The sequence below is a fragment of the Burkholderia aenigmatica genome (assembly GCF_048627025.1).
GTDB classification, from domain to species: domain Bacteria; phylum Pseudomonadota; class Gammaproteobacteria; order Burkholderiales; family Burkholderiaceae; genus Burkholderia; species Burkholderia aenigmatica.
Genome location: NZ_CP184468.1, coordinates 2,674,986 through 2,698,644, shown reverse-complemented (window position 1 = coordinate 2,698,644; position 23,659 = coordinate 2,674,986). Strand labels below are relative to the sequence as shown.

The following is a 23,659-nucleotide window of genomic DNA, read 5'->3' as shown; positions in this document are numbered from 1 at the left end:
AACGCCGCCGTGCGCAGGCAACGGCGGCGTTTCTTCGTCGGAACGCGGTGCGTCAGGCGGCCTTGCGCGTGCGCACGGTCTTGGCGCGCGGGCTGCCGGTGGCGGCGCGTTTCGCGGCCGGTGCGGCCTTGGCGGGAACCGGTGCGGCGGCCTTGGCCGGCGCCTTCGCGCGCGTGCGCTTCGCCGCGGTGGCGCGCGTCGTTTCGGCTGGCGCGTCGCCGGCCGGCACGGCCGAGAGCGTCGTGGCCGCCGGTGCCTCCGGGACATCCTTCGTCGCGCCGTGCTTCGGCTCCGGCGCATGCTCGCGGATGAAGTCGCGCAGTTGCGGATAGATGATCGTGCGCCAGCGGCGGCCCGAGAAAATCCCGTAGTGGCCGCACTTCTCGGCGGTCAGGCTGCGGCGGTCATCCTGCGGGATGCCCGTGCACAGTTCGTGCGCGACGTGCGTCTGGCCGCTGCCGGAGATGTCGTCGAGCTCGCCCTCGATCGTCATCAGCGCGGTGCGCTTGATGTCCTGCGGACGTACGCGCTCGCCTTCGACATCCCACGTGCCTTCGGCCAGCCGGAATTCCTGGAACACGACGCGGATCGTCTCGAGGTAATACTCGGCGGCCATGTCGAGCACCGCGTTGTATTCGTCGTAGAAGCGGCGGTGCGCTTCGGCGTCGTCCTCGTCGCCGCGCAGCAGGCTCTGGTAGAAATCCCAGTGCGATTGCGCGTGCCGCTCCGGGTTCATCGCGACGAAGCCCGTGTGCTGCAGGAAGCCCGGATAAACCTGGCGGCCTTCACCCGGATAGTTCGCCGGCACCGTGTGGATCACGTTGTTCTCGAACCACGCGGTCGAGTGCTGCGTCGCGAGCGAGTTCACCGACGTCGGGCTGCGGCGCGCGTCGATCGGGCCGCCCATCATCGTCATCGTGAGCGGCGTGTCCTCGCCGCGGCTCGCCATCAGCGAGATCGCCGCGAGCACCGGCACCGTCGGCTGGCACACCGAGATCACGTGCAGGTTGCGCGCGCCGATGTGACGGATGAATTCCTGGATGTACGCGATGTAGTCGTGCAGGTGGAACGGGCCGGTCTCGACCGGCACCATCCGCGCGTCGATCCAGTCGGTGATGTAGACCTTGTGATCCTGCAGCAGCGTGCGCACGGTGTCGCGCAGCAGCGTCGAGTGGTGGCCAGACAGCGGCGCGCAGACCAGCACGACCGGCTCGTCCTTCAGCTGCGTGACGGCATCGGCGTCGTCCGAATAGCGCTTGAAGCGCAGCAGCCGGCAGAACGGCTTCTCGACGATCGTCTGCTCGACGATCGGGATGTTGTGGCCGTCCTTGACGATCTGATGAATGTTGAATTCGGGCTTCTCGTAATCCTTGCCGAGCCGGTACATCAGTTCGTACGCGGCGGCCATCCGCGTCGCGCCGGGCATCAGCGAGAACGGGCTGGACGGATTGGCGAACGACTTGGACGCGGCCTGGGCCCAGGCCGTCAGCGGGCTCAGCATGGCGCGCTGGAATTCGTGCAGTTGGTAAAGCATGCAGACTACTCCCGCGTGGGGGACGGTGCGCAAGGGCGGCGTGGGGCGTCGCGGCGTGCCGTGTGGGTCAGCGGCCGGCCATGTTGCACTGCGGCCGGACAATCGCGTCGATCATATCGGACAACGATGGGTGGTGCAATGCAACATTTCCCCGATTTTTCATCAAAGTTTTGCGATTTGACGTTCTCTGACCAAGCCGCCCGCGCCCCCGTTCAGCGCCCCGTGGCGACGGCCGGCGCGGGCTGGCCGGCGGCGCGTGCCATTGCATCTTCGTGGTGCATCAGGTTCATCGCGGTATGCACGAGCGCCACGTGGGAGAACGCCTGCGGGAAGTTGCCGACGAGCCGCCCGGCCACCGGGTCGTACTCCTCCGCGAGCAGTCCGAGGTCGTTCGACAGCGCGAGCAGCCGGCTGAACAGGCGGTGCGCGTCGTCGATCCGGCCGAGCAGCGCATAGTTGTCGACCAGCCAGAAGCTGCAAGCGAGAAACGTGCCTTCGCCGGGCGGCAGGCCGTCATCGTAGTCGGTCGTGCGGTAGCGCATCACGAGCCCGTCGTGCAGCAATTCGCGCTCGACCGCTTCGACCGTGCCGACGATGCGGGAATCTTCCGGCGGCAGGAAGCCGAGCAGCGGCATCAGCAGCACGCTCGCGTCGAGCTCGTCGCTGCCGTAGCTCTGCGCGAACGCCTGCTTGCCTTCGTGCCACGCGTTGTTGCATACGTCGGCGTGGATCTGCTCGCGCAGCGCGCGCCAGCGGTCGAGCGAGCCGGGCAGCCGGAACATTTCCGCCGACTTGATCGCGCGGTCGAACGCGACCCACGCCATCACCTTCGAGAACGTGAAATGGAGGCGGCCGCCGCGCGTTTCCCAGATGCCTTCGTCGGGTTCCTGCCAGATCTTCTCGAGATGGTCGAGCAGCGCGCACTGCACCGACCAGACCGTGTCGTCGGCCTGCAGGCCGCCCACCCGCGCGAGGTGCAGCGCCGCCATCACCTCGCCGAACACGTCGAGCTGGAGCTGGTTCGCGGCGCCGTTGCCGACCCGCACCGGCTTCGAGTCCTGATAGCCGGGCAGCCAGTCGAGTTCCATTTCCGGCAGCCGGCGTTCGCCGGCGATCCCGTACATGATCTGGATCTGCTCGGGCGAGCCGGCCATCACGCGGCCGAGCCACGTGCGCCACGCGCGCGCCTCGTCGTAGTAGCCGCCGCGCATCAGCGCGAGCAGCGTGATCGTCGCGTCGCGCAGCCAGCAGTAGCGGTAGTCCCAGTTGCGGTTGCCGCCGATCTTCTCGGGCAGCGACGTGGTCGGCGCGGCGACGATGCCGCCGGTCGGCTCGTACGCGAGCGCCTTCAGCGTGATCAGCGAGCGGCGCACGGCCGCCGCGTAGCGGCCCTGCACCTGGCAGCGGCCCGACCATTCGAGCCAGTAGTTCTCGGTGCGCGCGAGCATCGACAGCGGGTCGCGCGCGGGCGGCAGCCGCAGGTGCGACGCCGCATAGCTGAGCGAGAACGGCACGCGCTCGTCGGCGCTCACCGTGAATTCCGCGAGCGTATGGAGGTTTTCGCCGGTGAGCGGCACCGGGGTGCGCAGCACGACGGTGTCGGGGCCCGCGATCGCCTTCATGCCGTCCTCGCGGGTCAGCTGCGTGACCCACGGGATCGAGAAGCCGTAGTCGAAGCGCAACACGAGCTCCATACGCATCTTCATCGTGCCGTGGCGGCCGACCACGATTCGCACCAGTTCGGACCAGCCGTTGCCGGGCGGCATGAAGTCGATCACGGTGACGGCGCCGTCGGCGCTTTCGTAGTCGGTTTCGAGAATCAGCGTGTCGCCGCGATAGCGGCGCGTCGTGTGCGTGATCGCGGCGTCGGCGGCCGGCGCGAGCAGCCAGCGGCCGTGCTCGGGCGTACCGAGAAGCGCCGCGAAGCAGGCGCCCGAATCGAAGCGGGGCCAGCACAGCCAGTCGACGGAGCCGTCTTTGGCGATCAGCGCGGCCGTGTGGCCGTCGCCGACGAGGGCGTAGTCTTCGATCAGGGCGGGCATGGGCAGGCGATCCTTGGGTATTCGAGTTCACAATGCGGACGGCGGTGGCCAGGGCTTCACGCCCTGGCACCGCGCCCCGTATACTCGGCCGGGCGGCGGAGCGCATGAACGGCCGGCGTTTCGTCCTATCTCAACACTTGAAGCGACTCGATGCAAGGAGGATTCAATGCCCAACCGTTTACGCGAGCGTGACGCACGCGCTTCGACACGAGGGTTCCCGCTTAGGCTCGCTCACTGGATGAAAGGTTTCGCGATCGTGCTCTCCTTGTCCGCGACCCACGCATTTGCGCAGCAATCACCCGCCCCGGCCGACGGCGTCTACAACCTGCTCGTCGGCACCTACACGGGCGGCGGCAGCGACGGGATCTATGTGTACCGCTTCGATACGAAATCCGGCAGCGTGGCGCCGGTGTCGTCGGCGAAGACCGTGAATCCGTCCTACCTGTTGCCGAGCCGCGACGGTCGCACCGTCTACGCGGTCAACGAACTGCCCGGCGACGACGGGCCGGCGACGCAGCGCGGCGGCGTCAGCGCATTCCGCTTCGACGCGAAGACCGGCGCGCTGAGCTTCATCGACCGCGTGTCGTCGGAAGGGAACGATCCTTGCTATCTCGCGCTGTCGCCGGACGGCAAGTACCTCGTGACCGCCAACTACTCGGTGGCGAAGGATCCGGGCGGCAGCTTCGCGGTGTTTCCGCTGCGCGACGACGGCGCGGTCGGCCAGGCCGTGCTGACCGTGCACCATGAAGGCACCGGGCCCGTGAAGGGCCGCCAGGACGGCGCGCACGTGCATTCGACGGTGTTTTCGCCGGATGGCCGTTACCTGTTCGTGCAGGATCTCGGCGCGGACAAGATCTACGGCTACCGCTACACGGTGGACGGCAGCCGCGGGCTGATCAGCCCGACCGACACCCGCTACACGCCGGTGAAGGCGGGCTCGGGCCCGCGTCACATGGTGTTCAGCGCCGACGGCCGGTACGCGTACGTGACGAGCGAGCTCAACGCGTCGGTCGAGGTGTTCGGCTACCACGACGGCAAGCTGACGCCGGTCGAGACCGTGTCGATGACGGCGCCGGGCTTCAAGGGCAAGGTCGGCGGCGGCGCGATCCATCTGTCGCCGGACGGCCGCTTCCTGTACGTGAGCAACCGCGGCGACGCGAACGACCTCGTGATCTACGCGGTGAACCAGGCCGACGGCCGGTTGAAGCAGGTCGGCCGCCAGTCGAGCCTCGGCAAGACGCCGCGCGAGTTCCTGATCGATCCGACCGGCAAGTGGCTGATTGTCGGCAACCAGGACAGCGATACGTTCTACGTGTTCAGCCGCAATGTCGAAACGGGGCAGCTCGGCCCGAATCCGCAGAAGGTGGCGGTCGGCAAGCCGGTCGACTTCAAGCTGGTGCCGGTGCAGTAAATGAAAAAGGGCGCTGCCGATGCAGCGCCCTTCGTTTTTCAGGGGCCACCGGTTTCCCGGTGCGCCCCGGTCGGTTGCCGGCGGCCGGCCGCCGCGCTCAGTCGGCCGCGGCCGGCACGAGCACCTCGCGGCTGCCGTTGATGCCCATCGGCGACACGAGCCCGGCCGCTTCCATCTGCTCGACGAGGCGGGCGGCGCGGTTGTAGCCGATGCGCAACTGCCGCTGCACCGACGAGATCGACGCGCGCCGCGTGCGCACGACGAACGCGACGGCTTCGTCGTACAGCGGATCGGCTTCCGCGTCCGGCGCTTCGCCGAACAGGTCCTGCGTTGCGCCGTCGGCTGCAGGGCCGTCGAGGATCCCTTCCTCGTACTGCGGTTCGCCGAACTGCTTCAGGTACTCGACGATCCGGTGCACTTCCTCGTCGGCGACGAACGCGCCATGCACGCGCTGCGGATAACCGGTGCCCGGCGGCAGGAACAGCATGTCGCCCATCCCGAGCAGCGATTCGGCACCCATCTGGTCGAGAATCGTGCGCGAGTCGATCTTCGACGACACCTGGAACGCGACGCGCGTCGGGATGTTCGCCTTGATCAGGCCGGTGATCACGTCGACCGACGGACGCTGCGTCGCGAGGATCAGGTGGATGCCGGCCGCGCGGGCCTTCTGCGCGAGGCGCGCGATCAACTCTTCGATCTTCTTGCCGGCGACCATCATCAGGTCGGCCAGCTCGTCGATCACGACGACGATCAGCGGCAGCGTCGACAGCGGCTCGGGATCCTCGGGCGTCAGCGAGAACGGGTTGCCGATCTTCTTTTCCTTCGCTTCGGCGTCGCGGATCTTCTGGTTGAAGCCCGCGAGGTTGCGCACGCCGACGGCCGACATCAGCCGGTAGCGCTTCTCCATTTCGCCGACGCACCAGTTCAGCGCATTCGCCGCGAGCTTCATGTCGGTGACGACCGGCGCGAGCAGGTGCGGGATGCCTTCGTAGACCGACAGCTCCAGCATCTTCGGGTCGATCATGATCAGCCGCACGTCCTCGGGTGTCGCCTTGTACAGCAGCGACAGGATCATCGCGTTGATCGCGACCGACTTGCCCGAGCCCGTCGTGCCCGCGACCAGCATGTGCGGCGCCTTCGCGAGATCGGTGACGACCGGGTGGCCGGTGATGTCCTTGCCCATCGCGATCGTCAGCTGCGAGGCCGAGTGCTGGTACTGGCGCGATTCGAGGATTTCCGACAGGCGGATCATCTGGCGCTTCGCGTTCGGCAGTTCGAGGCCCATGCAGGTCTTGCCGGGAATCGTCTCGACGACGCGGATCGACGTGAGGCCGAGGCCGCGCGACAGGTCCTTCATCAGCCCGACGATCTGGCTGCCGCGCACGCCGAGCGCGGGTTCGATCTCGAAGCGCGTGATCACCGGGCCGGCCGACGCGCCGACCACCGTCACCGGCACCTTGAATTCCTGCAGCCGCTGTTCGATCACCTGCGCCGTCTGCGCGAGGTGCTCTTCCGTGATCGTTTCGATGTCGCCGGATGCGGGTTCGAGCAGGTCGAGCGTCGGCAGTTCGACGTTGAACGACGCGGGTGCGTGGAATTCGAACGCGTTCGGGCGCGGCTGGCGAACGGGGGTGTCGGGGGGCGGCGATGCGGCTTCGATCGGCGCGGCCGGTTCGGTCGCCGCGGCGGTGGCTGCTTCGGCAGGCGGGGCAACGGGGATCGCCGGTGCGGACAGATTCGCGCCGGGGAGTGTCGCTGCCGGTTGCAGCGGTGCCACGGTCGATGCAGCTGCCGGTGTTGCGGCGACATTCGACACGGACCAGCTGGCCGGCGACGAGGCCGGGGCGGTTTGGGGGGCGAACGTCGTGGCTCCGATTGCTACGGGTGCGGAAGCGATCGACGGAGCCTGTGTCGCGGCGGTTGCGCTGAACGACATCAGCGAGCCGCCCGGCGTGACGGGCGAGCCGGCGATCGGTTGCGTCGGAGTGGCCGTGGCGATCGGTGCGACTGCGGACGGTGCGGTCATGTCGGAAGCGGCCGGCGGCACGGGCAGGCTTGCGGCGGGCTGCGGTGCGACTGCGCCGGAGGGGCTAAACGTGCCGAATGTCGTACCCGTCGACGAGGTTGCCGGGCTGACCGGAGGTGTCGGGGCGGGGGCGGAAGGCGGTGCAGTGATCGAGCCGGACGCGACATTTACGGGCGTCGCGGTGCCGATTGCCGACGAGGCAACCGGTGCGGGCGCCGGCGCGTTCGAACCGGTTGTCGAAGCCGACGGGCTGACCGTCGACGGCGTCACGGTGGGCGCAACGTTCGGTGCGGGTGTCGATGCGCGGGAGAGCGAACCGTAAACCGTGCCCGTATCGCTGATCGGCGCAACAGATGCAACGGTCGATGCCGAAGCGGCGGGCTGCGAAAGCGACGCCGACGTAGCGCCGGTCACGCCGATCGGGGATGCCGGCGTGACGGATGCAACGGTCGATGCCGAAGCGGCCGGCCGCGAAAGCGCAGCCGACGCAGCGCTGGTCAGGCCGATCGGGGATGCCGGTGTGACGGATGCAGCGGTCGATGCCGAAGCGGCGGGCTGCGAAAGCGACGCCGACGAAGTGCTGGCCACGCCGATCGGGGATGCCGGTGTGACGGATGCAGCGGTCGATGCCGAAGCGGCGGGCTGCGAAAGCGACGCCGACGAAGTGCTGGCCACGCCGATCGGGGATGCCGGCGTGACGGATGCAGCGGTCGGTGCCGAAGCGGCGGGCTGCGAAAGCGCAGCCGACGTAGTGCCAGTCACGCTATTCGGTGAAGCGGTAGCGGTGACCGGCGCAACGGGCGACGCTGGTGCTTGCGCGATCGAACCGTGGGTGGTGCCAACGAGCGGCGACGCAGCTGTTGCCGAAGCCGTTTGCACGGCGGCAAACGGTTGAGCGGCGACCGGAGATTTCGGCAATTCAGCGGCAACGGGCGGATTCGCCGTGGCAGGTTGTGCCGTCGACGGCGTCCACGTCCATGCCGCTGTCGGGGCGGCGCCCTGAGCGACTCCCGACGGCCGCGCCGCAGATTCCACCGTGTCCGGCTTGGCGGCTTCCGGTGCGGCCAGTGTCGGCGCTGCCGCAAACGGCCTGGCTTCGGTGCTTGCGCGCGACGGCGTTTCGGCGATCGGCGAAGAGGGGAGGGCCGCGAACGGTGCGATGTTCCCGGCGGGCTTCACGTCGGCGATGCCCTGCGGCACGCGGGCCAATGCCGTGCGATCGATTGCGGGAGCCGGTTGCGCCGTGTCCTCGTCGTCGGTAGCGAACGATGCCGACGAGTTGCTTGCGGCGATGTCGTGAACCGCCTCGGTCGTGGGTTGTGCGGCGGGAGCATGAGCCGCTTCCGATCCCGTCGTGTCCGTCGATGATTCCGCGACCGGATTCCAGCCCGATGCGTCGAACGCGGAAGCCGGCTGGCTGGCGAGATCTTCCCACGGCGCGAGGTCGATGGGTGCGTCGAACGACGGCGCGGGCGTGATTCCCGATGCCGGCGCGGCGGGCGCATCGTCGGCGAATCGGATCGCGTCGTCGGCGCGATCCGGGAACGCGGCATCGTCGATGCCGGTATCCGGCAGCGCGTGCGGTGCCGCAGCGTCGAACGTCACGGCGCCTGCATCGCTAACCGGTGCATGGACAGCGGGCGCTGCCGGCATGAACGCGTCGAGCACGATCGGTGCGTTGTCGTCGTACGCCGGCGCCGCATCGTGTGCGAGCGGAACAGGGGCATCATGCGCCGCGAGGCCGTGGGTCGCGGACGCGATCCCGGTCGGCACGGCCGCCGCTGCCGGCGCTGCCATGCCGGCTGCTGCCGCAGCCACACCCGCCACGGTTGCGGCTGCCGCCGCCGCATGCCCTGCGTCGGCCGACGGCGCATTGCCCAGCGTCGCCCACTGTGCGGTGCTGGCCTCGATCGAGCGCAGCGTGTCGTGCACGCTCGGCGCCGGCGTGATCGGCGCGGCGGGTTTTTCCGTCCAGGCATAGAGCGGCGCGCGCGCCGGCGTTGGCGGCGCCGGGCGACGTCGTGCCGCATCCGACGGCAGGCCGGCCGAACCGGCTCCTGCGGCGGGGCGCACCGGCGGGCGCTGCGGCTGCGCGGGGGCCGGCCGCGGCGTGACCGTGGTACGCGGCGGGGTCTGCTTCAACGCGGCAGTGGCCGGTCGCGCGGCAGTCGGCCGCGGGCGGACGGGTTCGAATCCGACCGGAAGCGGGGCCGGGTCAGGGCGCGGGACTTGCGAGTTCGCCGCCGCGCGCGCGAGGCTGGCGGTGCTGCCGGTCGTGGGCGGCGGCATCGCGCTGGCCGGGGGGATCGGCGCGGGCGTCGTCGGCGTGCGCTGGGGCGCGGTCGGCTTCAGCCAGCCTGACGGCGCAACGGGTTCCACATGAGGACGCGGGGGCGGGGAGCTGCGCGGCTTCGGCCGCGCCTGCGGGTCGGGTTTCCACAGCGTCGGGCGCGAATACCGGCCGTTCTGCCGCGGCGCCATCGAGTTGACGGTATGTGCGGTGCTCGGCTGGACGACGTCGTCGTCGCGATGCAGCGCGCTGCGCGGCAGGTCGGCGATGCTGCGCGCATCGTCGTCGCTGCCGTCGCGCGACAGCTTGACGCCGAACGACGTGTCGACCCACGCGGCGAACTGCCGCCAGCCGATGCCGGTCAGCCAGGGCAGTCCGGCGAAGAACAGCACGACCATCGCGACCGGCGTGCCGATCGGGCCGAGCACGTGGGCGAAGCCTGCCGAGAATGCGTGGCCGAGCGCGTCCGTGTCGGGGCCCGACAGCGGGCTCGTCAGCGTGCAGCTCGCCACGAATACCGCGGCGAAGCCGAGCCACAGACGGATCGAGCCGCGGCCGGCGAGCCCGACGCCGCCAGGCAGCATCGCCTGCACGAGACGCCAGAAGAGAAGGAGGAACCAGACGGCGGAGATGCCGAACCAGCCGAAGACAACCGTGTGCATGCTTTGAAACAGGAGTGGGGAGGGGCGCGCGGGGCGCGACCCGCCGAGTTTAACCGGCCGGCGAACAAGACTCTAACGCGGCGTGCATCCGATTCACGCCGCGCGACGCGGGTGCGCGGCACCCGCGCGTGGCGCGCTACGCGAAGGCGGTCGGTCGGCCTTCGCGCGCGCCGTGCATCAGGGGCTCCGGTGCGTGAAGGTCAGCGTTGCGCCGGAAGCGGTCACGATCTGCAATTGCTGCGGCTCGCGCATCTGCACGCCGGCCTTGTCGATGTGGGCGAGTGCGTCGAGGTAAGCGGCTTCGAGCTGGCCGCCGAGCGTATTCGGGCAGGCCATCCGCGTGCCGGCGAGCGGCCCGAAGCTCAACAGGCCGTTCTTGATCGCGTAGGTACCCATGTAGCGATTGCAGCCCGAGAACCCGCTGGCGCGCCGGATGCCCGAGTCGCTCGACAGCGCGAGCTTGATCGGCTCGCCGTTGTCGCCGTGCGGGATCGCGCGCTGCGTGCCGTCGGCATTCAGCCAGCTGGTGAGCTCCCAGCTCGTGTCGTCGAGCAACTGGACGGCGGCCGGGTTGTACGGGTCGGGTGCGGGGGCGGCGGAATCGGGGTGGGTCGGCATCGCGCAGGCGGCGAGAAGCGTGGCAAGCGTCAACGCGCAGAGCGGCGCGCGCAACGGGCGAAGCAGGCCGGTGCGTGCGCGTGCGGCCGCGGACAGGTGGGACATGAGCCTCGTTCCTCATCGGATTCTGATCAAGGCGTAAGAGTAACGCACCCGCCCCGCGGCAGGCGAGCCGACACTTCGCGCGTGAAAACGTTCGCAGCCCGCTCGCGAGCGGCCCGTGGCCGGTTGCCGGCCCGGCGAAACGCGCCAAACCGGTGTCGTGGCGCGTGTTAACATCGGAGCCGTTTTCGTCCTCCACCAGAAGCGGGTAATCACATGCAGATCGGTCAGCGGCTCGGTACGCCGCTCTCACCCTCGGCCACGCGCGTCATGCTGCTCGGCGCCGGCGAACTCGGCAAGGAAGTCATCATCGCGTTGCAGCGGCTCGGCGTCGAAGTCGTCGCGGTCGACCGCTATCCGGACGCGCCGGGCCATCAGGTCGCGCATCGCGCGCACGTGATCGACATGACGGACGCCGCCGCGCTGCGGGCGATCGTCGAGGCCGAACGCCCGCACCTGATCGTGCCCGAGATCGAGGCGATCGCCACCGACGCACTCGCGGCGATCGAGGCGGCCGGCCTCGCCGAAGTGATCCCGACCGCGCGCGCGACGCAGCTCACGATGAACCGCGAAGGGATTCGCCGGCTTGCGGCCGAGGAGCTCGGCCTGCCGACGTCGCCGTATGCGTTCGCGGATTCGTTCGAAGCGTTCAGCGCGGCGATCGCGAAGATCGGCATGCCGTGCGTCGTGAAGCCGGTGATGTCGTCGTCGGGCAAGGGGCAGTCGGTCGTGAAGACGGAAGCCGACGTGAAGCCGGCGTGGGACTACGCGATGGCGGGCGGCCGCGTGAATCACGGCCGCGTGATCGTCGAAGGCTTTGTCGACTTCGACTACGAGATCACGCAGCTCACCGTGCGCGCGATCGATCCGGCGACGAACGCCACGCGCACCTACTTCTGCGAGCCGGTCGGCCACGTGCAGGTCGCGGGCGACTACGTCGAGTCGTGGCAGCCGCAGCCGATGAGCGCGGCGGCGCTCGAGAAGTCGCGCGAGATCGCGCACAAGGTCACCGAGGCGCTCGGCGGGCGCGGGATGTTCGGCGTCGAGCTGTTCGTGCGCGGCGACGATGTGTGGTTCTCCGAGGTGAGCCCGCGGCCGCACGATACGGGCCTCGTCACGCTCGCATCGCAGCGCCAGTCGGAATTCGAGTTGCACGCGCGTGCAATTCTCGGGCTGCCGGTCGATCCGGCACTCGGCACGCCGGCCGCATCGGCCGTGATCTACGGCGGGCTCGACGAGCGCGGGATCGCGTTCGAAGGCGTGCGCGACGCGCTGGCGGTGCCGGGCGCCGACCTGCGCCTGTTCGGCAAACCGGAAAGTTTTGCGAAGCGGCGCATGGGCGTCGCGCTGGCGACCGGCGCGACCGTCGACGAAGCCCGCGAACGCGCGAAGCGTGCCGCGGCGGCCGTCCGGCCCGTGTCGGCGCGCTGACGTAACCAGGAGAGGACGATGACGCCGAAGTGGTTGCGTATCGGAAAGCTGGCCGCCGCGCTGGCGCTTGCCGCGAGTCTCGCGGGTTGCGGCCTCGCGGCCGCACCGTGCCGGGTGGCCTCGGCCGGGCTCAAGATCGTGCCGCTCGTCGGCCACGTCGCGGCCGCGCCGACCGACGCGTGTGCCGACGTCATCGATCCCTGATCGCGATACCCGACGCGATCGCCAACCGATCGCCAACAATAATCGCGCGCCCCGCGAGGGCGCGTTTCCACCCGTCTCGTGAGAGGACCTGCATGATTCGCCAAACCCTCGCCGCGCTCGCGCTTGCCGGCACCGCTGTTTCCGTCGCGCATGCCGCACAGCTGACCGTCGAAGAGATCGACGCCGATTCGCGCCAGCAGGCCGTCTACCAATGTGCGAACCAGAAGCAGCCGGTGCGCGTGTCGTACTGGCTCGCGGGCAACGGCCAGAGCTTCGCGCTCGTGCCGGTCAACGGGAAGCAGATGCTGTTCGTCGACACCGTGTCGGCGTCGGGCGCGCGCTACCAGGCCGGCCGCTACACGTGGTGGACGAAGGGCAAGGAAGCGACGCTGCGCGACGAGATCGCCGACCAGAATTCGCCGCCGCTGCTGGGCGATTGCGTACAGGTCGAGAAGAAAAAGAAGAAGGGCTGAGCGCCTGGGCGAACGCGGATCGTGCGCTGCCGGTGCCTGCCGGCGGCCGGCTCCCGTGCGTGACGGCCCGGCAAGCGGGCTGGCACCGGGCGGCCGGGCAAGACGATCCGCGATCGGACCCCTGAAATTGTCCACCGGCCGATCGGGATAGTCCGATCGGGCCATCCGTCGACCATGAGGGCCTGCCCGGGCCCATTGCGCGAACCGCCATTGCGGCCGTTCGCGGCGTTCATTGCGCGAACCGCCATTGCGGCCGTTCGCGGCGTTGTCACGGACAGATGGCCGCGCAGTGCTACAATACGCCCCTTTCCGCCGGCATTCGCGCCGAACGGAGTCCGCACGGCCTGGCGTCCAGCGTTCGTATTGAACCGGTCCCATGCGCCAGAGCGGCGCCGCGCGGCGCGCCGCGGCTCCGTCTATTTCCGAATTGTGATGAGCGCAGGCCCGGCTGGCCTGACGCACGATGTCCCCGCCGCGCCTTTTGAGCGAAACGCCACCATGTCCGATTCTGTCGCCAAGCCCGTCGACGCAACCTTCGATCAATTCGGCCTTGCCGCCGATATCCTGAAAGCCATTGCGGAGCAGGGCTATACGACGCCGACGCCGATCCAGGCGCAGGCCATTCCGGTCGTGCTCGCCGGCCGCGACGTCATGGGCGCCGCGCAAACGGGTACCGGCAAGACCGCGAGCTTCTCGCTGCCGATCATCCAGCGGCTGCTGCCGCAGGCCAATACGAGCGCGTCACCGGCGCGCCACCCGGTGCGTGCGCTGATCCTCACGCCGACCCGCGAACTCGCCGACCAGGTCGCCGCGAACGTGCACGCGTATGCGAAGCACACGCCGCTGCGCAGCGCGGTCGTGTTCGGCGGCGTCGACATGAACCCGCAGATGGCCGAACTGCGCCGCGGCGTCGAGATCCTGATCGCGACGCCGGGCCGCCTGCTCGACCACGTGCAGCAGAAGACGGCGAACCTCGGCCAGGTGCAGATCCTGGTGCTCGACGAAGCCGACCGGATGCTCGACATGGGCTTCCTGCCCGACCTCCAGCGCATCCTGAACCTGCTGCCGAAGGAGCGCCAGACGCTGCTGTTCTCGGCCACCTTCTCGGGCGAAATCAAGAAACTCGCGTCGACCTACCTGCGCAACCCGCAGACGATCGAGGTCGCGCGCAGCAACTCGACGAACGCGAACGTCACGCAGATCGTCTACGACGTCGCCGAAGGCGACAAGCAGGCGGCCGTCGTGCAACTGCTGCGCGATCGCGCACTCAAGCAGGTGATCGTGTTCTGCAACAGCAAGATCGGCGCGAGCCGGCTTGCGCGCAATCTCGAGCGCGACGGCGTGGTCGCGTCGGCGATCCACGGCGACAAGACGCAGATCGAGCGGATGCAGGCACTCGACGCGTTCAAGCGCGGCGAGATCGAAGCGCTGGTCGCGACCGACGTGGCCGCGCGCGGCCTCGACATCGCCGAGCTGCCGGCCGTGATCAACTTCGACCTGCCGTTCAGCGCGGAAGACTACGTGCACCGGATCGGCCGTACGGGCCGTGCGGGTGCGACGGGCGACGCGCTGTCGCTGTGCAGCCCGAACGAGCGCAAGCAGCTCGCCGATATCGAGAAGCTGATCAAGCGTCCGCTCGAAATGCAGACGCTCGCGCTCGACAAGCCGGCGCGCCATCGTCATGACGAGCGCGGCAACGACCGCGGCGGCGATCGCAACAGCGAGCGCGGTGGTGAGCGGGGCGGTGAACGCGGCGGCCGTCGCGAACGCGAAGAGCATCGTGGTGCATCGGGTCGCCGGCCGGGCGGTTCCGAGCGCGGCCATCACCGTCGCCACGAAGCGCCGGTCGACGATTTCTTCCTGAAGCCGTACGAGCCGTCGGCGCCGGCGAAGCAGCAGGAAGACGCGCAGCCTGCGCAACAACCCGAGAAGAAGGGGCCGAAGCGTCAGGTCGCCGCGCTGCTCGGCGGGTTCGGGATGCCGCGCAAGCCGTCGGCGTAAGCCCGGCGGATGTGACGGTGCGGCGCGCGAGCGCTGCGGGAGAAGCGGGTGCATGCGATGAGCATGTGCCCGTTTTTCATTGGGGCCGTGGTTCGATGGGGGACGTGTGGGGCGCTGGCGGGGAGCGATGCAGTCGGCACCCGGCCGACGCCCGATCGCCGCGAAACCGGCGCGCTGCCGCGCGTTTAGCCGGCTTGCGGCCCGAAGCGCGTCGCCCACGCGGCCGTTGCGGCCGCGTAGAACGCGTCGAGCGTCGTGCCTGCGAGCGCGCCGCCGGGCGCGAGGCCCAGGTGCGCGGCCGCGGCTTGCAGCGCCGGCAGCGGATCGTCGCGTTCGAGCGCGGTCGCGCCTGTCTGCTTGCTGAGCTTTTCGCCGTTCGCATCGACGACGACGGGCACATGCAGGTATCGCGGTGTCGGCACGCCGAGGCAGTGCTGCAGGTGGATCTGGCGCGCGGTCGAGTCGAGCAGGTCGGCGCCGCGCACGACGTGCGTGATGTGCGCATCGGCATCGTCGACGACGACCGCGAGCTGATAGGCCCATTGCCTGTCCGCGCGCTTCAGCACGAAATCGCCGACTTCGGTCGCGAGGTTCTGCGATTGCGTGTGCTGCCAGCGATCGTCGAACGTGACGATCGCATCGTCGCCGTCCGGCACGCGCAGGCGCCACGCACGCGCGGGCTTGCCGTGCAGGCCGGTGCGGCAGGTGCCCGGGTAGGCGAGCGTCGTGTGGCGCTCGTGTGCGGCGCGCAGCGAATCGGCGATTTCCTTGCGCGTGCAGCCGCACGGATAGACGAGCCCGGCCGCGACGAGGCGTTCGAGCGCGGCCGTATAGGCGGCATCGCGTGTGCTTTGCCAGACGGGCGGTTCGTCGGGCGTCATGCCGAAATGCGCGAGCGTCGCGAGGATGTCGTCGGCCGCGCCGGGTACCGTGCGCGGGCCGTCGAGATCCTCGATGCGCACGAGCCATGCGCCGCCGTGCGCGCGCGCGTCGAGCCAGCTCGCGAGCGCGCCGACCAGCGAGCCGAAGTGCAGCGGGCCGGTGGGCGACGGCGCGAAGCGGCCGCGATAGGCAGTCATCGGGGCGCGGGGCAACGCGCGCTTACGCGGCGCTCGCTGCCGGTGCGCAGGCCGGGCACGACTTGCCGGACACGTAACTCGGCGATTGTTGCGCTTCCGGCGTGACGACCGCGCGGCACGCGAAGCACGTGACGTTCTCGGTGGGCTGGAGTTGCGGGTTCAGCGCGGTGCGGTAGTCGAACACGAAGCAGTCGCCGTGATAGTGCGCGCCGCCGACTTCCTCGAAGTACTTCAGGATCCCGCCTTCGAGCTGGTACACGTTCTCGATGCCGATTTCCTTCATGTGGATCGCGGCTTTCTCGCAGCGGATGCCGCCCGTGCAGAACGACACGACCGTCTTGCCTTCGAGGTCGGCGCGGTTCGCGTCGATGACTTCCGGGAATTCGCTGAACTTGTCGATCCGGTAGTCGAGCGCGTCGTCGAACGTGCCGACGTCGACTTCGAACGCGTTGCGCGTGTCGAGCATCACGACCGGGCGGCCCGTGTCGTCGTGGCCGCGGTCGAGCCACGTCTTCAGCGTGCGTGCGTCGACGAACGGCGCGCGGCCGAGTTCCGGCTTGATCGCGGGCTTCTTCATCGTGATGATCTCGCGCTTCAGGCGCACGAGCATGCGGCGGAACGGCTGCGAGTCGGACAGGCTTTCCTTGAACTGCAGCGACGCGAACTTGCCTTCGAACAGCGGATCGTGGCGGAGATACGCGATGAACGCGTCGGCGGCTTCGCGCGTGCCGGCGATGAACAGGTTGATGCCTTCCGGCGCGAGCAGGATCGTGCCGCGCAGGCCGAGTTCGTTGCAGCGGGCGGTGACGAGCGGGCGCCATTGCTCGGTCGCGTCGAGCGACACGAAGTGGTAGGCGGCGAGGTTGACGATGGTCATGATGGTCCGACGGGAAAACGGCCGCACGGCGGCCCGCAAAAAAGGGTGCGAAGCCGGGGCGCTGATTCGAAAAACCGTATTATCCCGCAAACCGCGCTCAGGCCGGCATCCGGCCGTTTGGCCAGTCGCGCGGCGTGTGGTCGCGCACATCGGCCGAACGGCCGGCGCGGGGATTTTTTGGGCAGCCCGCGTGGCGGGGCGGCTACAATAGCGCCCATGTCAGATCCCCGCTTCGTCCATCTTCGCGTTCACTCCGAATTCTCGATTGCCGACGGCATCGTGCGCATTGACGACATCGTCAAGGCGGCGGCCGCAGACGGTCAGGGCGCGCTCGCGCTCACCGATCTCGGCAACGCATTCGGCCTCGTCCGTTTTTACAAGGAAGCCCGCGGCAAGGGCATCAAGCCGATCGTCGGCTGCGACGTCTGGATCACCAATCCGGACGACCGCGACAAGCCGTCGCGGCTGCTGCTGCTCGTCAAGGACAAGGTCGGCTACCTGAATCTCTGCGAGCTGCTGTCGAAGGCGTGGCTCACGAACCAGTACCGCGGCCGTGCGGAACTCGACGCGAGCTGGCTCGACGGCGAGCTCGCGCAGGGGCTGCTCGCGCTGTCGGGCGCGCAACAGGGCGATATCGGGCTCGCGCTTGCCGCGGGCAACGAAGAAGCCGCGCGCCGTCACGCCGAGCGCTGGGCGAAGGTGTTCCCGGGCGGTTTCTACATCGAACTGCAGCGTTACGGCCAGCCGGGCGCCGAGGCGTACATCCAGCAGGCCGCGACGCTCGCCGCGGCGCTGCAGCTGCCGGTAGTCGCGACGCACCCGACGCAGTTCATGACCGACGACGATTTCACCGCGCACGAGGCGCGCGTGTGTATTTCGGAAGGCGACATCCTCGCGAACCCGCGGCGCCAGAAGCGTTTCACGACCGACCAGTATTTCCGCACGCAGGACGAGATGGCCGCGATGTTCGCCGACCTGCCGTCGGCGATCGCGAACACGGTCGAAGTCGCGAAACGCTGCAACCTGAAGCTCGAGCTCGGCAAGCCGAAACTGCCGCTGTTCCCGACGCCGGACGGCATGTCGCTCGACGACTACCTGGTCCAGCTGTCGAAGGAAGGGCTCGAGACCCGCCTCGCGCAGCTGTATCCAGCCGAAGCCGAGCGCGACGCGCAGCGCGACACGTACTACAAGCGCCTCGAATTCGAGTGCGGGACCATCACGAAGATGGGCTTCCCGGGCTACTTCCTGATCGTTGCGGACTTCATCAACTGGGCGAAGAACAATGGCGTGCCGGTCGGCCCGGGCCGTGGCTCGGGCGCCGGTTCGCTGGTCGCGTACGCGCTCGGCATTACCGACCTCGACCCGCTGCGCTACAACCTGCTGTTCGAGCGATTCCTGAATCCGGAACGCGTGTCGATGCCCGACTTCGACATCGACTTCTGCCAGCACGGCCGCGACCGTGTGATCCAGTACGTGAAGGAGAAGTACGGCGCGGACGCCGTGTCGCAGATCGCCACCTTCGGCACGATGGCCGCGAAGGCGGCCGTGCGCGACATCGGCCGTGTGCTCGACGCCGGCTACATGTTCACCGACGGCATTGCGAAGCTGATCCCGTTCAAGCCGGGCAAGCACGTGACGATCGCCGACGCGATGAAGGAAGAGCCGCAACTGCAGGAGCGCTACGACCATGAGGACGAAGTGCACCAGCTGCTCGACCTCGCCCAGCGCGTCGAGGGCCTCACGCGTAACGTCGGGATGCACGCGGGCGGCGTGCTGATCGCGCCCGGCAAGCTGACCGATTTCTGCCCGCTGTACACGCAGGGCGACGACGGCGGCGTGGTCAGCCAGTACGACAAGGACGACGTCGAAGCCGTCGGCCTCGTGAAGTTCGACTTTCTGGGTCTCACGACGCTGACGATCCTCGACTGGGCCGAGCGCTACATCCGCCGCCTCGATCCGTCGAAGGCCGACTGGTCGCTCGCGCAGGTGCCGCTCGACGATCCCGCCTCGTTCCAGATCCTGAAGAAGGCCAACACGGTCGCGGTGTTCCAGCTGGAAAGCCGCGGGATGCAGGGCATGCTGAAGGATGCGCAGCCCGACCGCTTCGAGGACATCATCGCGCTCGTGTCGTTGTACCGTCCGGGCCCGATGGACCTGATCCCGAGCTTCTGCGCACGGAAGCACGGCCGCGAGAAGGTGGAGTATCCCGATCCGCGTGTCGAACCCGTCCTGAAAGAGACCTACGGCATCATGGTCTATCAGGAGCAGGTGATGCAGATGGCGCAGATCATCGGCGGCTACTCGCTCGGCGGCGCGGACTTGCTGCGCCGCGCGATGGGCAAGAAGAAGGCCGAGGAGATGGCCGAGCACCGCGAGATCTTCGCGGCGGGTGCGGCGAAGAACGGCCTCACGCGCGAGAAGTCCGACGAAATCTTCGACTTGATGGAGAAGTTCGCGGGCTACGGCTTCAACAAGTCGCACGCGGCGGCCTATGCGCTGCTCGCGTACTTCACCGCGTGGCTGAAGGCGCACCATCCGGCCGAATTCATGGCGGCCAACATGACGCTCGCGATGGACGACACCGACAAGGTGAAGATCCTGTTCGACGATTGCGTCGTGAACAACCTCGCCGTGCTGCCGCCCGACATCAACCAGTCGCATTACCGCTTCGAGCCGGTCGCCGAAGCCGACGGCAAGCGCTCGCGCACGATCCGCTACGGCCTCGGCGCGGTGAAGGGCAGCGGTCAGAACGCGATCGAGGAAATCCTGCGCGCCCGCGAGGAAAAGGCGTTCACCGACCTGTTCGATTTCTGCGAGCGGATCGACCGGCGCGTCGTCAACCGCCGCACGGTCGAGGCGCTGATCCGCGCCGGCGCATTCGATTCGCTGAATACGAACCGTGCGCAGCTGATCGCATCGGTGCCGCTGGCGATGGAAGCGGCCGACCAGGCCGAGGCGAACGCGATGCAGGCCGGCCTGTTCGACATGGGTGCCGAGTCGCCGCACGCGCATGCGCTCGTCGACGAGCCCGCGTGGGACGACAAGCGCCGTCTGCAGGAAGAGAAGGGCGCGCTCGGCTTCTACCTGTCCGGCCACCTGTTCGACGCGTATCGCGACGAGGTGCGCCGCTTCGTCCGGCAGAAGGTCGGCGACCTGAAGGAAGGGCGCGACAAGATCGTGGCCGGCATCATCGCGTCGCTGCGCACGCAGATGACCCAGCGCGGCAAGATGCTGATTGCGCTGCTCGACGACGGTTCGGGCCAGTGCGAGATCACGATCTTCAACGAGCAGTTCGAGGCGAACAAGGCGCTGTTCAAGGAAGACGAGCTGCTGATCGTGCAGGGGCAGGCGCGCAACGATGCGTTTACCGGCGGCATCCGCTTCACGGCCGATACGGTGATGGATCTCGAGCGGGCACGCAGCCGCTATGCGCAGGCCGTGCGGCTGACGATGAACGGCAACGCCGACGCAGTCGCGCTGCGCCGCGTGCTCGAGCCGCACGTATCGAAGGACGATCCGGCCGCCGCGCCCGCGGTTGAAGCGCCTGCGCCGCGCGGCGGCGGGCGCGATGGCGGCCGCCGCCCGCAGGCGCCGCTGCCGAACGGGCTCGCGGTGCAGGTCCACTACAGCAACGCGCGGGCACAGGGCGAAATGCGTCTCGGCGACGCGTGGCGCGTGAAGCCGAGCGACGTGCTGCTCGCGGAACTGCGCGCGGCGTTCGACGGCAGCTCGGCCGAAATTGTCTACTGAATGTTATCCGGTTCGAATTCCTTGAGGGCATCTTGAGCGTCAAGCCTACTCTTAGCAAACCCCTGGGCGGCGAAGACGCGTCGTCGCCCGTGGTCGTCGCACGCCGTTTGTGGCCCTACCTGAAGCCGCTCCTGTGGGTGATGGTGGCCGGCGTCCTCGCGATGGCCGTCGTCGCGGCAACCGAAGCCGGGATCCCGGCGCTGCTCAAGCCGCTGCTCGATCGCGGCTTCGGCACCAAGGGCGACGTGAGCGCGAAGCTCTACGTGCCGATCGCGGTCGTCGGTCTCGCGCTCGTGCGGGCCGCCGCGCAGTACGCGTCCAACTACCTGCTGCAATACGTGTCGAACCGGATCCTGCTCGACCTGCGGATCCAGATGTTCGACCGGATGATCCACACCGGCGTGTCGTTTTTCCAGCGCGAGACCGCGAGCACAGTGATCAACGCGGTCGTCTTCGAGGTCAACCAGGTCCTGAACGTCCTGCTGGGCGTGCTGATCACGCTCGTGCGCGATTCGTTGACGGTGCTCTTTCTGCTCGGCTACCTGTTCTACCTGAACTGGCGCCTCACGCTGATCGTCGCGGTGCTGCTGCCGTGCATCGGCTGGCTCGTCGGCAAGATCAACCGGCGCCTGCGCCGGCTGAACCGCGAGCACCAGATGCTGACGAACCAGCTCGCGTACATCGTCGAGGAAACCGTGGGCGGCTACAAGGTCGTCAAGATCCACAACGGCGAGCAGTACGAAATCGGCCGCTTCAACGAGCTGAGTCGGCGCCTGCGCGGCTATTCGATGCGGATGATCGTGTCGGGCGGGCTCGCGCAGCCGCTCACGCAGTTTCTTGCGTCGATCGCACTGGCGGTCGTGCTGACGATCGCGGTCGTGCAGTCGTCGAACGACCAGACGACGGTCGGCGGTTTCGTCGCGTTCGTCACCGCGATGCTGCTGATCATTTCGCCGCTCAAGCACCTGATGGACGTGAACCAGCCGCTGCAGCGCGGGATGACGGCGGCCGAGCTGATCTTCGGCCTGATCGACGAGCCGCGCGAGCCCGAAGGCGGCGGCAAGCCGCTCGAGAAGGCGACGGGCCGGATCCGGTTCCGCGACGTGTCGTTCGCGTACGGCGCGGGTAGCGGCAAGCCGACGCTCGATCGCGTGTCGTTCGACGTCGCGCCCGGCGAGATGATCGCGCTCGCGGGCCCGTCGGGCAGCGGCAAGACGACGCTCGTCAACCTGTTGCCGCGCTTCTTCGATCCGACCTCCGGCGAGATCTTCGTCGACGGCGTTGCGTTGCCCGAGTACCAACTGCGCGACTTGCGCGGCCAGATCGCGATGGTGAGCCAGGATGTCGTGCTGTTCAACGACACGATCGCGAGCAACGTCGCGTACGGGCAGACGCCCGACCGCGAGCGCGTGATCGCGGCGCTGCGCGCGGCGAACCTGCTCAGCACGGTCGAGGCGATGCCCGACGGGCTCGACACGCTCGTCGGCGACAACGGCATGCGCCTGTCCGGTGGCCAGCGCCAGCGCCTCGCGATCGCCCGCGCGATCTACAAGGATGCGCCGATCCTGATTCTCGACGAAGCGACGTCGGCGCTCGATTCCGAATCCGAGCGCCATGTGCAGGCGGCGCTCGAGACGCTGATGAAGGGCCGTACGACGCTGGTGATCGCACACCGGCTGTCGACGATCGAGCGCGCCGACCGGATTCTCGTGATGGACGGCGGCCGCATCGTCGAGAGCGGCAACCACGCGGAGCTGCTCGAATCCGGCGGCCTGTATGCACACCTGCACCGGATCCAGTTCCAGCAGGAGGCCGGGTGAGCGTCGCGCCGGTTCGTATCGCGGGAGTGCCGCGATGAAGATCGGCCTGTCGGCCAATGCGTTGAAACACGGTGGCGGCCTCGAGCGCTACGCGATCGATATCGCACGCGGGATGGTGGAGGCGGGGGTGACGCCGGCGTTCTTCGCGCGGTCGATCGATGCGTCGATTCCCGAGGCGCGGCTCGTCGAGCCGCATCGGATCGATGTGTCGTTCCTGCCCGGCAAGCTGCGTGACGAATGGTTTTCGTGGCGGCTGCGCAGTGCGCGGCGCGCCGCGAACGTCGACGTCCTGATCGGCTGCAACCGGGTCGTTGGCGCCGAGATCGCGATTTGCGGCGGCACGCATCGCGGCTTCCTGCGCGCGATTGGCCGGGCGCCGGGCTATTTCGACCGGCGCCAGATCGCGCTCGAGAGTCGGCAGTATGCGGCCGCGCGCTACGTCGTCGCCCATTCGCAGATGATGCGCGACGAGTTGCGCACGCTGTACGGCGTCGACGATGCGAAGATCCGCATGCTGTATCCGCCGGTCGACGCGCAGCGCTTCACACCGATCGGCGACAGCGACCGGGCGGCGTTGCGGCGCCGCTTCGGGTTCGAAGAGCGCGACGTCGTCCTGCTGTTTCCGTCGAGCAGCCACGTGCGCAAGGGCCTGCCGCTGATCGAGGCCGCGCTGAAGGGCACGGACGCGTCGATCGTCGTCGCGGTGGCCGGCCGGCCACCCGAGCGGACCTCGGCGCAACTGCGCTACATCGGCTACGTGAAGGACATCGAGGACGGCTACCGGGCAGCGGATTACACGATCCTTGCATCGAAATACGAGCCGTTCGGGCTGGTCGGCATCGAGTCGGTCATGTGCGGCACGCCGGTGATCCTGCCACCGACACTGGGTTGCCACGACGTGATCGCGGACCATGCGAAGCTCACGTTCGCGGCGGACGACGTCGATGCGCTGCGCGCGGTGCTGGCGACGGCGGCGAGCGGGGCGCAAGCCGTCGACCGTGCGGCCGTCGCACACGACGCGGTGGGCTACGACCCGGGCGTGCGCCATCATGTCGAGCAGTTGCTCGCGCTGGCTCGCACGGCCCGCGGGAGTACGTCGGCGTAGCGGCATCCCGGCCACGCAATGGCCGGCCTGTCGGCTGGCTTTCAGTTCGGAAGTGCGAGGGGGCGATGGTATACTCTGGCGGCCTGTTTACCGGCTGGTGGCCGGAGTTTGGCGGCCCGGCTCGCGATTTCCGCTCCGGTGCGCCGAACGGGTTGCCCGGCGGCGCGATTTGCCCCGCGCAAGTACTTACTCAATCCACAATGATCATGACGATTCGTGTGACGAATTGGCCGT

14 protein-coding genes are annotated in these 23,659 nt (G+C 68.6%); 8 read left to right on the top strand and 6 right to left on the bottom strand.

What is annotated here, in order from left to right:
• Nucleotides 1-52: 52 nt before the first annotated feature.
• Both ACN8ZM_RS12600 and ACN8ZM_RS12595 read right to left on the bottom strand, forming a co-directional pair.
• A complete protein-coding gene (locus ACN8ZM_RS12600) occupies nt 53-1,534 on the bottom strand; it encodes a polyhydroxyalkanoate depolymerase (protein WP_420210067.1) in 1,482 nt (493 codons plus the stop codon).
• A gap of 212 nt (nt 1,535-1,746) precedes the next feature.
• Nucleotides 1,747-3,576, bottom strand: a complete 1,830-nt coding sequence (locus tag ACN8ZM_RS12595; protein ID WP_420210066.1) for a glycoside hydrolase family 15 protein — start codon at nt 3,574-3,576, stop codon at nt 1,747-1,749.
• Nucleotides 3,577-3,742: 166 nt separating this feature from the next.
• Here ACN8ZM_RS12595 and ACN8ZM_RS12590 point away from each other — a divergent pair, with 166 nt between their 5' ends.
• Nucleotides 3,743-4,987: a lactonase family protein gene (locus ACN8ZM_RS12590; protein WP_089450992.1), complete on the top strand. Its 1,245-nt coding sequence runs from the start codon at nt 3,743-3,745 to the stop codon at nt 4,985-4,987.
• A gap of 97 nt (nt 4,988-5,084) precedes the next feature.
• On the opposite strand, the gene ACN8ZM_RS12585 is transcribed toward ACN8ZM_RS12590, so the two are convergent.
• Both ACN8ZM_RS12585 and ACN8ZM_RS12580 read right to left on the bottom strand, forming a co-directional pair.
• Nucleotides 5,085-9,887, bottom strand: coding sequence for a DNA translocase FtsK (locus ACN8ZM_RS12585; protein ID WP_420210997.1), 4,803 nt, complete (start codon nt 9,885-9,887; stop codon nt 5,085-5,087).
• A 255-nt stretch (nt 9,888-10,142) separates the two neighbouring features.
• Nucleotides 10,143-10,688: an META domain-containing protein gene (locus ACN8ZM_RS12580; protein WP_043189010.1), complete on the bottom strand. Its 546-nt coding sequence runs from the start codon at nt 10,686-10,688 to the stop codon at nt 10,143-10,145.
• 213 nt (nt 10,689-10,901) lie between these two features.
• Between ACN8ZM_RS12580 and purT the strand changes: the two genes are divergently transcribed.
• The 4 genes from purT (at nt 10,902) to ACN8ZM_RS12560 (ending at nt 14,794) form a co-directional block, all read left to right on the top strand.
• On the top strand, nt 10,902-12,116 hold the full coding sequence (gene purT, locus ACN8ZM_RS12575; RefSeq protein WP_420210065.1) for a formate-dependent phosphoribosylglycinamide formyltransferase: 1,215 nt from the start codon (nt 10,902-10,904) through the stop codon (nt 12,114-12,116).
• 18 nt (nt 12,117-12,134) lie between these two features.
• Nucleotides 12,135-12,320, top strand: coding sequence for a DUF6726 family protein (locus ACN8ZM_RS12570; RefSeq protein WP_043189004.1), 186 nt, complete (start codon nt 12,135-12,137; stop codon nt 12,318-12,320).
• Between the two features lie 92 nt (nt 12,321-12,412).
• The gene (locus ACN8ZM_RS12565; protein WP_043189002.1) at nt 12,413-12,793 is read left to right on the top strand and encodes an MliC family protein; all 381 of its coding nucleotides are present in this window, start codon (nt 12,413-12,415) and stop codon (nt 12,791-12,793) included.
• Nucleotides 12,794-13,225: 432 nt separating this feature from the next.
• Nucleotides 13,226-14,794: a DEAD/DEAH box helicase gene (locus tag ACN8ZM_RS12560; RefSeq protein WP_301767565.1), complete on the top strand. Its 1,569-nt coding sequence runs from the start codon at nt 13,226-13,228 to the stop codon at nt 14,792-14,794.
• A gap of 185 nt (nt 14,795-14,979) precedes the next feature.
• On the opposite strand, the gene gluQRS is transcribed toward ACN8ZM_RS12560, so the two are convergent.
• Complete coding sequence (gene gluQRS / locus ACN8ZM_RS12555; protein WP_420210064.1) at nt 14,980-15,873, bottom strand: tRNA glutamyl-Q(34) synthetase GluQRS; 894 nt, start codon at nt 15,871-15,873, stop codon at nt 14,980-14,982.
• A 22-nt stretch (nt 15,874-15,895) separates the two neighbouring features.
• Nucleotides 15,896-16,750 (bottom strand): sulfurtransferase, encoded by an 855-nt coding sequence (locus ACN8ZM_RS12550; RefSeq protein WP_420210063.1) that lies wholly within the window; start codon nt 16,748-16,750, stop codon nt 15,896-15,898.
• 216 nt (nt 16,751-16,966) lie between these two features.
• Here ACN8ZM_RS12550 and dnaE point away from each other — a divergent pair, with 216 nt between their 5' ends.
• The 3 genes from dnaE to ACN8ZM_RS12535 are packed head-to-tail and all read left to right on the top strand — an operon-like array spanning nt 16,967 to nt 23,425.
• Nucleotides 16,967-20,500, top strand: coding sequence for a DNA polymerase III subunit alpha (gene dnaE, locus ACN8ZM_RS12545; RefSeq protein WP_420210062.1), 3,534 nt, complete (start codon nt 16,967-16,969; stop codon nt 20,498-20,500).
• A 32-nt stretch (nt 20,501-20,532) separates the two neighbouring features.
• Nucleotides 20,533-22,320, top strand: a complete 1,788-nt coding sequence (msbA, locus tag ACN8ZM_RS12540; protein WP_420210061.1) for a lipid A export permease/ATP-binding protein MsbA — start codon at nt 20,533-20,535, stop codon at nt 22,318-22,320.
• A gap of 34 nt (nt 22,321-22,354) precedes the next feature.
• The gene (locus ACN8ZM_RS12535; RefSeq protein WP_420210060.1) at nt 22,355-23,425 is read left to right on the top strand and encodes a glycosyltransferase family 4 protein; all 1,071 of its coding nucleotides are present in this window, start codon (nt 22,355-22,357) and stop codon (nt 23,423-23,425) included.
• The last annotated feature ends 234 nt before the right edge of the window (nt 23,426-23,659 follow it).

Excerpts from the sequence above, each read along its gene's own strand:
- dnaE (WP_420210062.1), top strand. The coding sequence starts at position 16,967 with ATGTCAGATCCCCGCTTCGTCCATCTTCGCGTTCACTCCGAATTCTCG.
- ACN8ZM_RS12590 (WP_089450992.1), top strand. The coding sequence starts at position 3,743 with ATGCCCAACCGTTTACGCGAGCGTGACGCACGCGCTTCGACACGAGGG.
- ACN8ZM_RS12595 (WP_420210066.1), bottom strand. The coding sequence starts at position 3,576 with ATGCCCGCCCTGATCGAAGACTACGCCCTCGTCGGCGACGGCCACACG.
- ACN8ZM_RS12600 (WP_420210067.1), bottom strand. The coding sequence starts at position 1,534 with ATGCTTTACCAACTGCACGAATTCCAGCGCGCCATGCTGAGCCCGCTG.
- ACN8ZM_RS12550 (WP_420210063.1), bottom strand. The coding sequence starts at position 16,750 with ATGACCATCGTCAACCTCGCCGCCTACCACTTCGTGTCGCTCGACGCG.
- gluQRS (WP_420210064.1), bottom strand. The coding sequence starts at position 15,873 with ATGACTGCCTATCGCGGCCGCTTCGCGCCGTCGCCCACCGGCCCGCTG.
- purT (WP_420210065.1), top strand. The coding sequence starts at position 10,902 with ATGCAGATCGGTCAGCGGCTCGGTACGCCGCTCTCACCCTCGGCCACG.
- ACN8ZM_RS12565 (WP_043189002.1), top strand. The coding sequence starts at position 12,413 with ATGATTCGCCAAACCCTCGCCGCGCTCGCGCTTGCCGGCACCGCTGTT.
- ACN8ZM_RS12535 (WP_420210060.1), top strand. The coding sequence starts at position 22,355 with ATGAAGATCGGCCTGTCGGCCAATGCGTTGAAACACGGTGGCGGCCTC.
- ACN8ZM_RS12560 (WP_301767565.1), top strand. The coding sequence starts at position 13,226 with ATGAGCGCAGGCCCGGCTGGCCTGACGCACGATGTCCCCGCCGCGCCT.
- ACN8ZM_RS12585 (WP_420210997.1), bottom strand. The coding sequence starts at position 9,887 with ATGCTGCCTGGCGGCGTCGGGCTCGCCGGCCGCGGCTCGATCCGTCTG.
- ACN8ZM_RS12570 (WP_043189004.1), top strand. The coding sequence starts at position 12,135 with ATGACGCCGAAGTGGTTGCGTATCGGAAAGCTGGCCGCCGCGCTGGCG.
- ACN8ZM_RS12580 (WP_043189010.1), bottom strand. The coding sequence starts at position 10,688 with ATGTCCCACCTGTCCGCGGCCGCACGCGCACGCACCGGCCTGCTTCGC.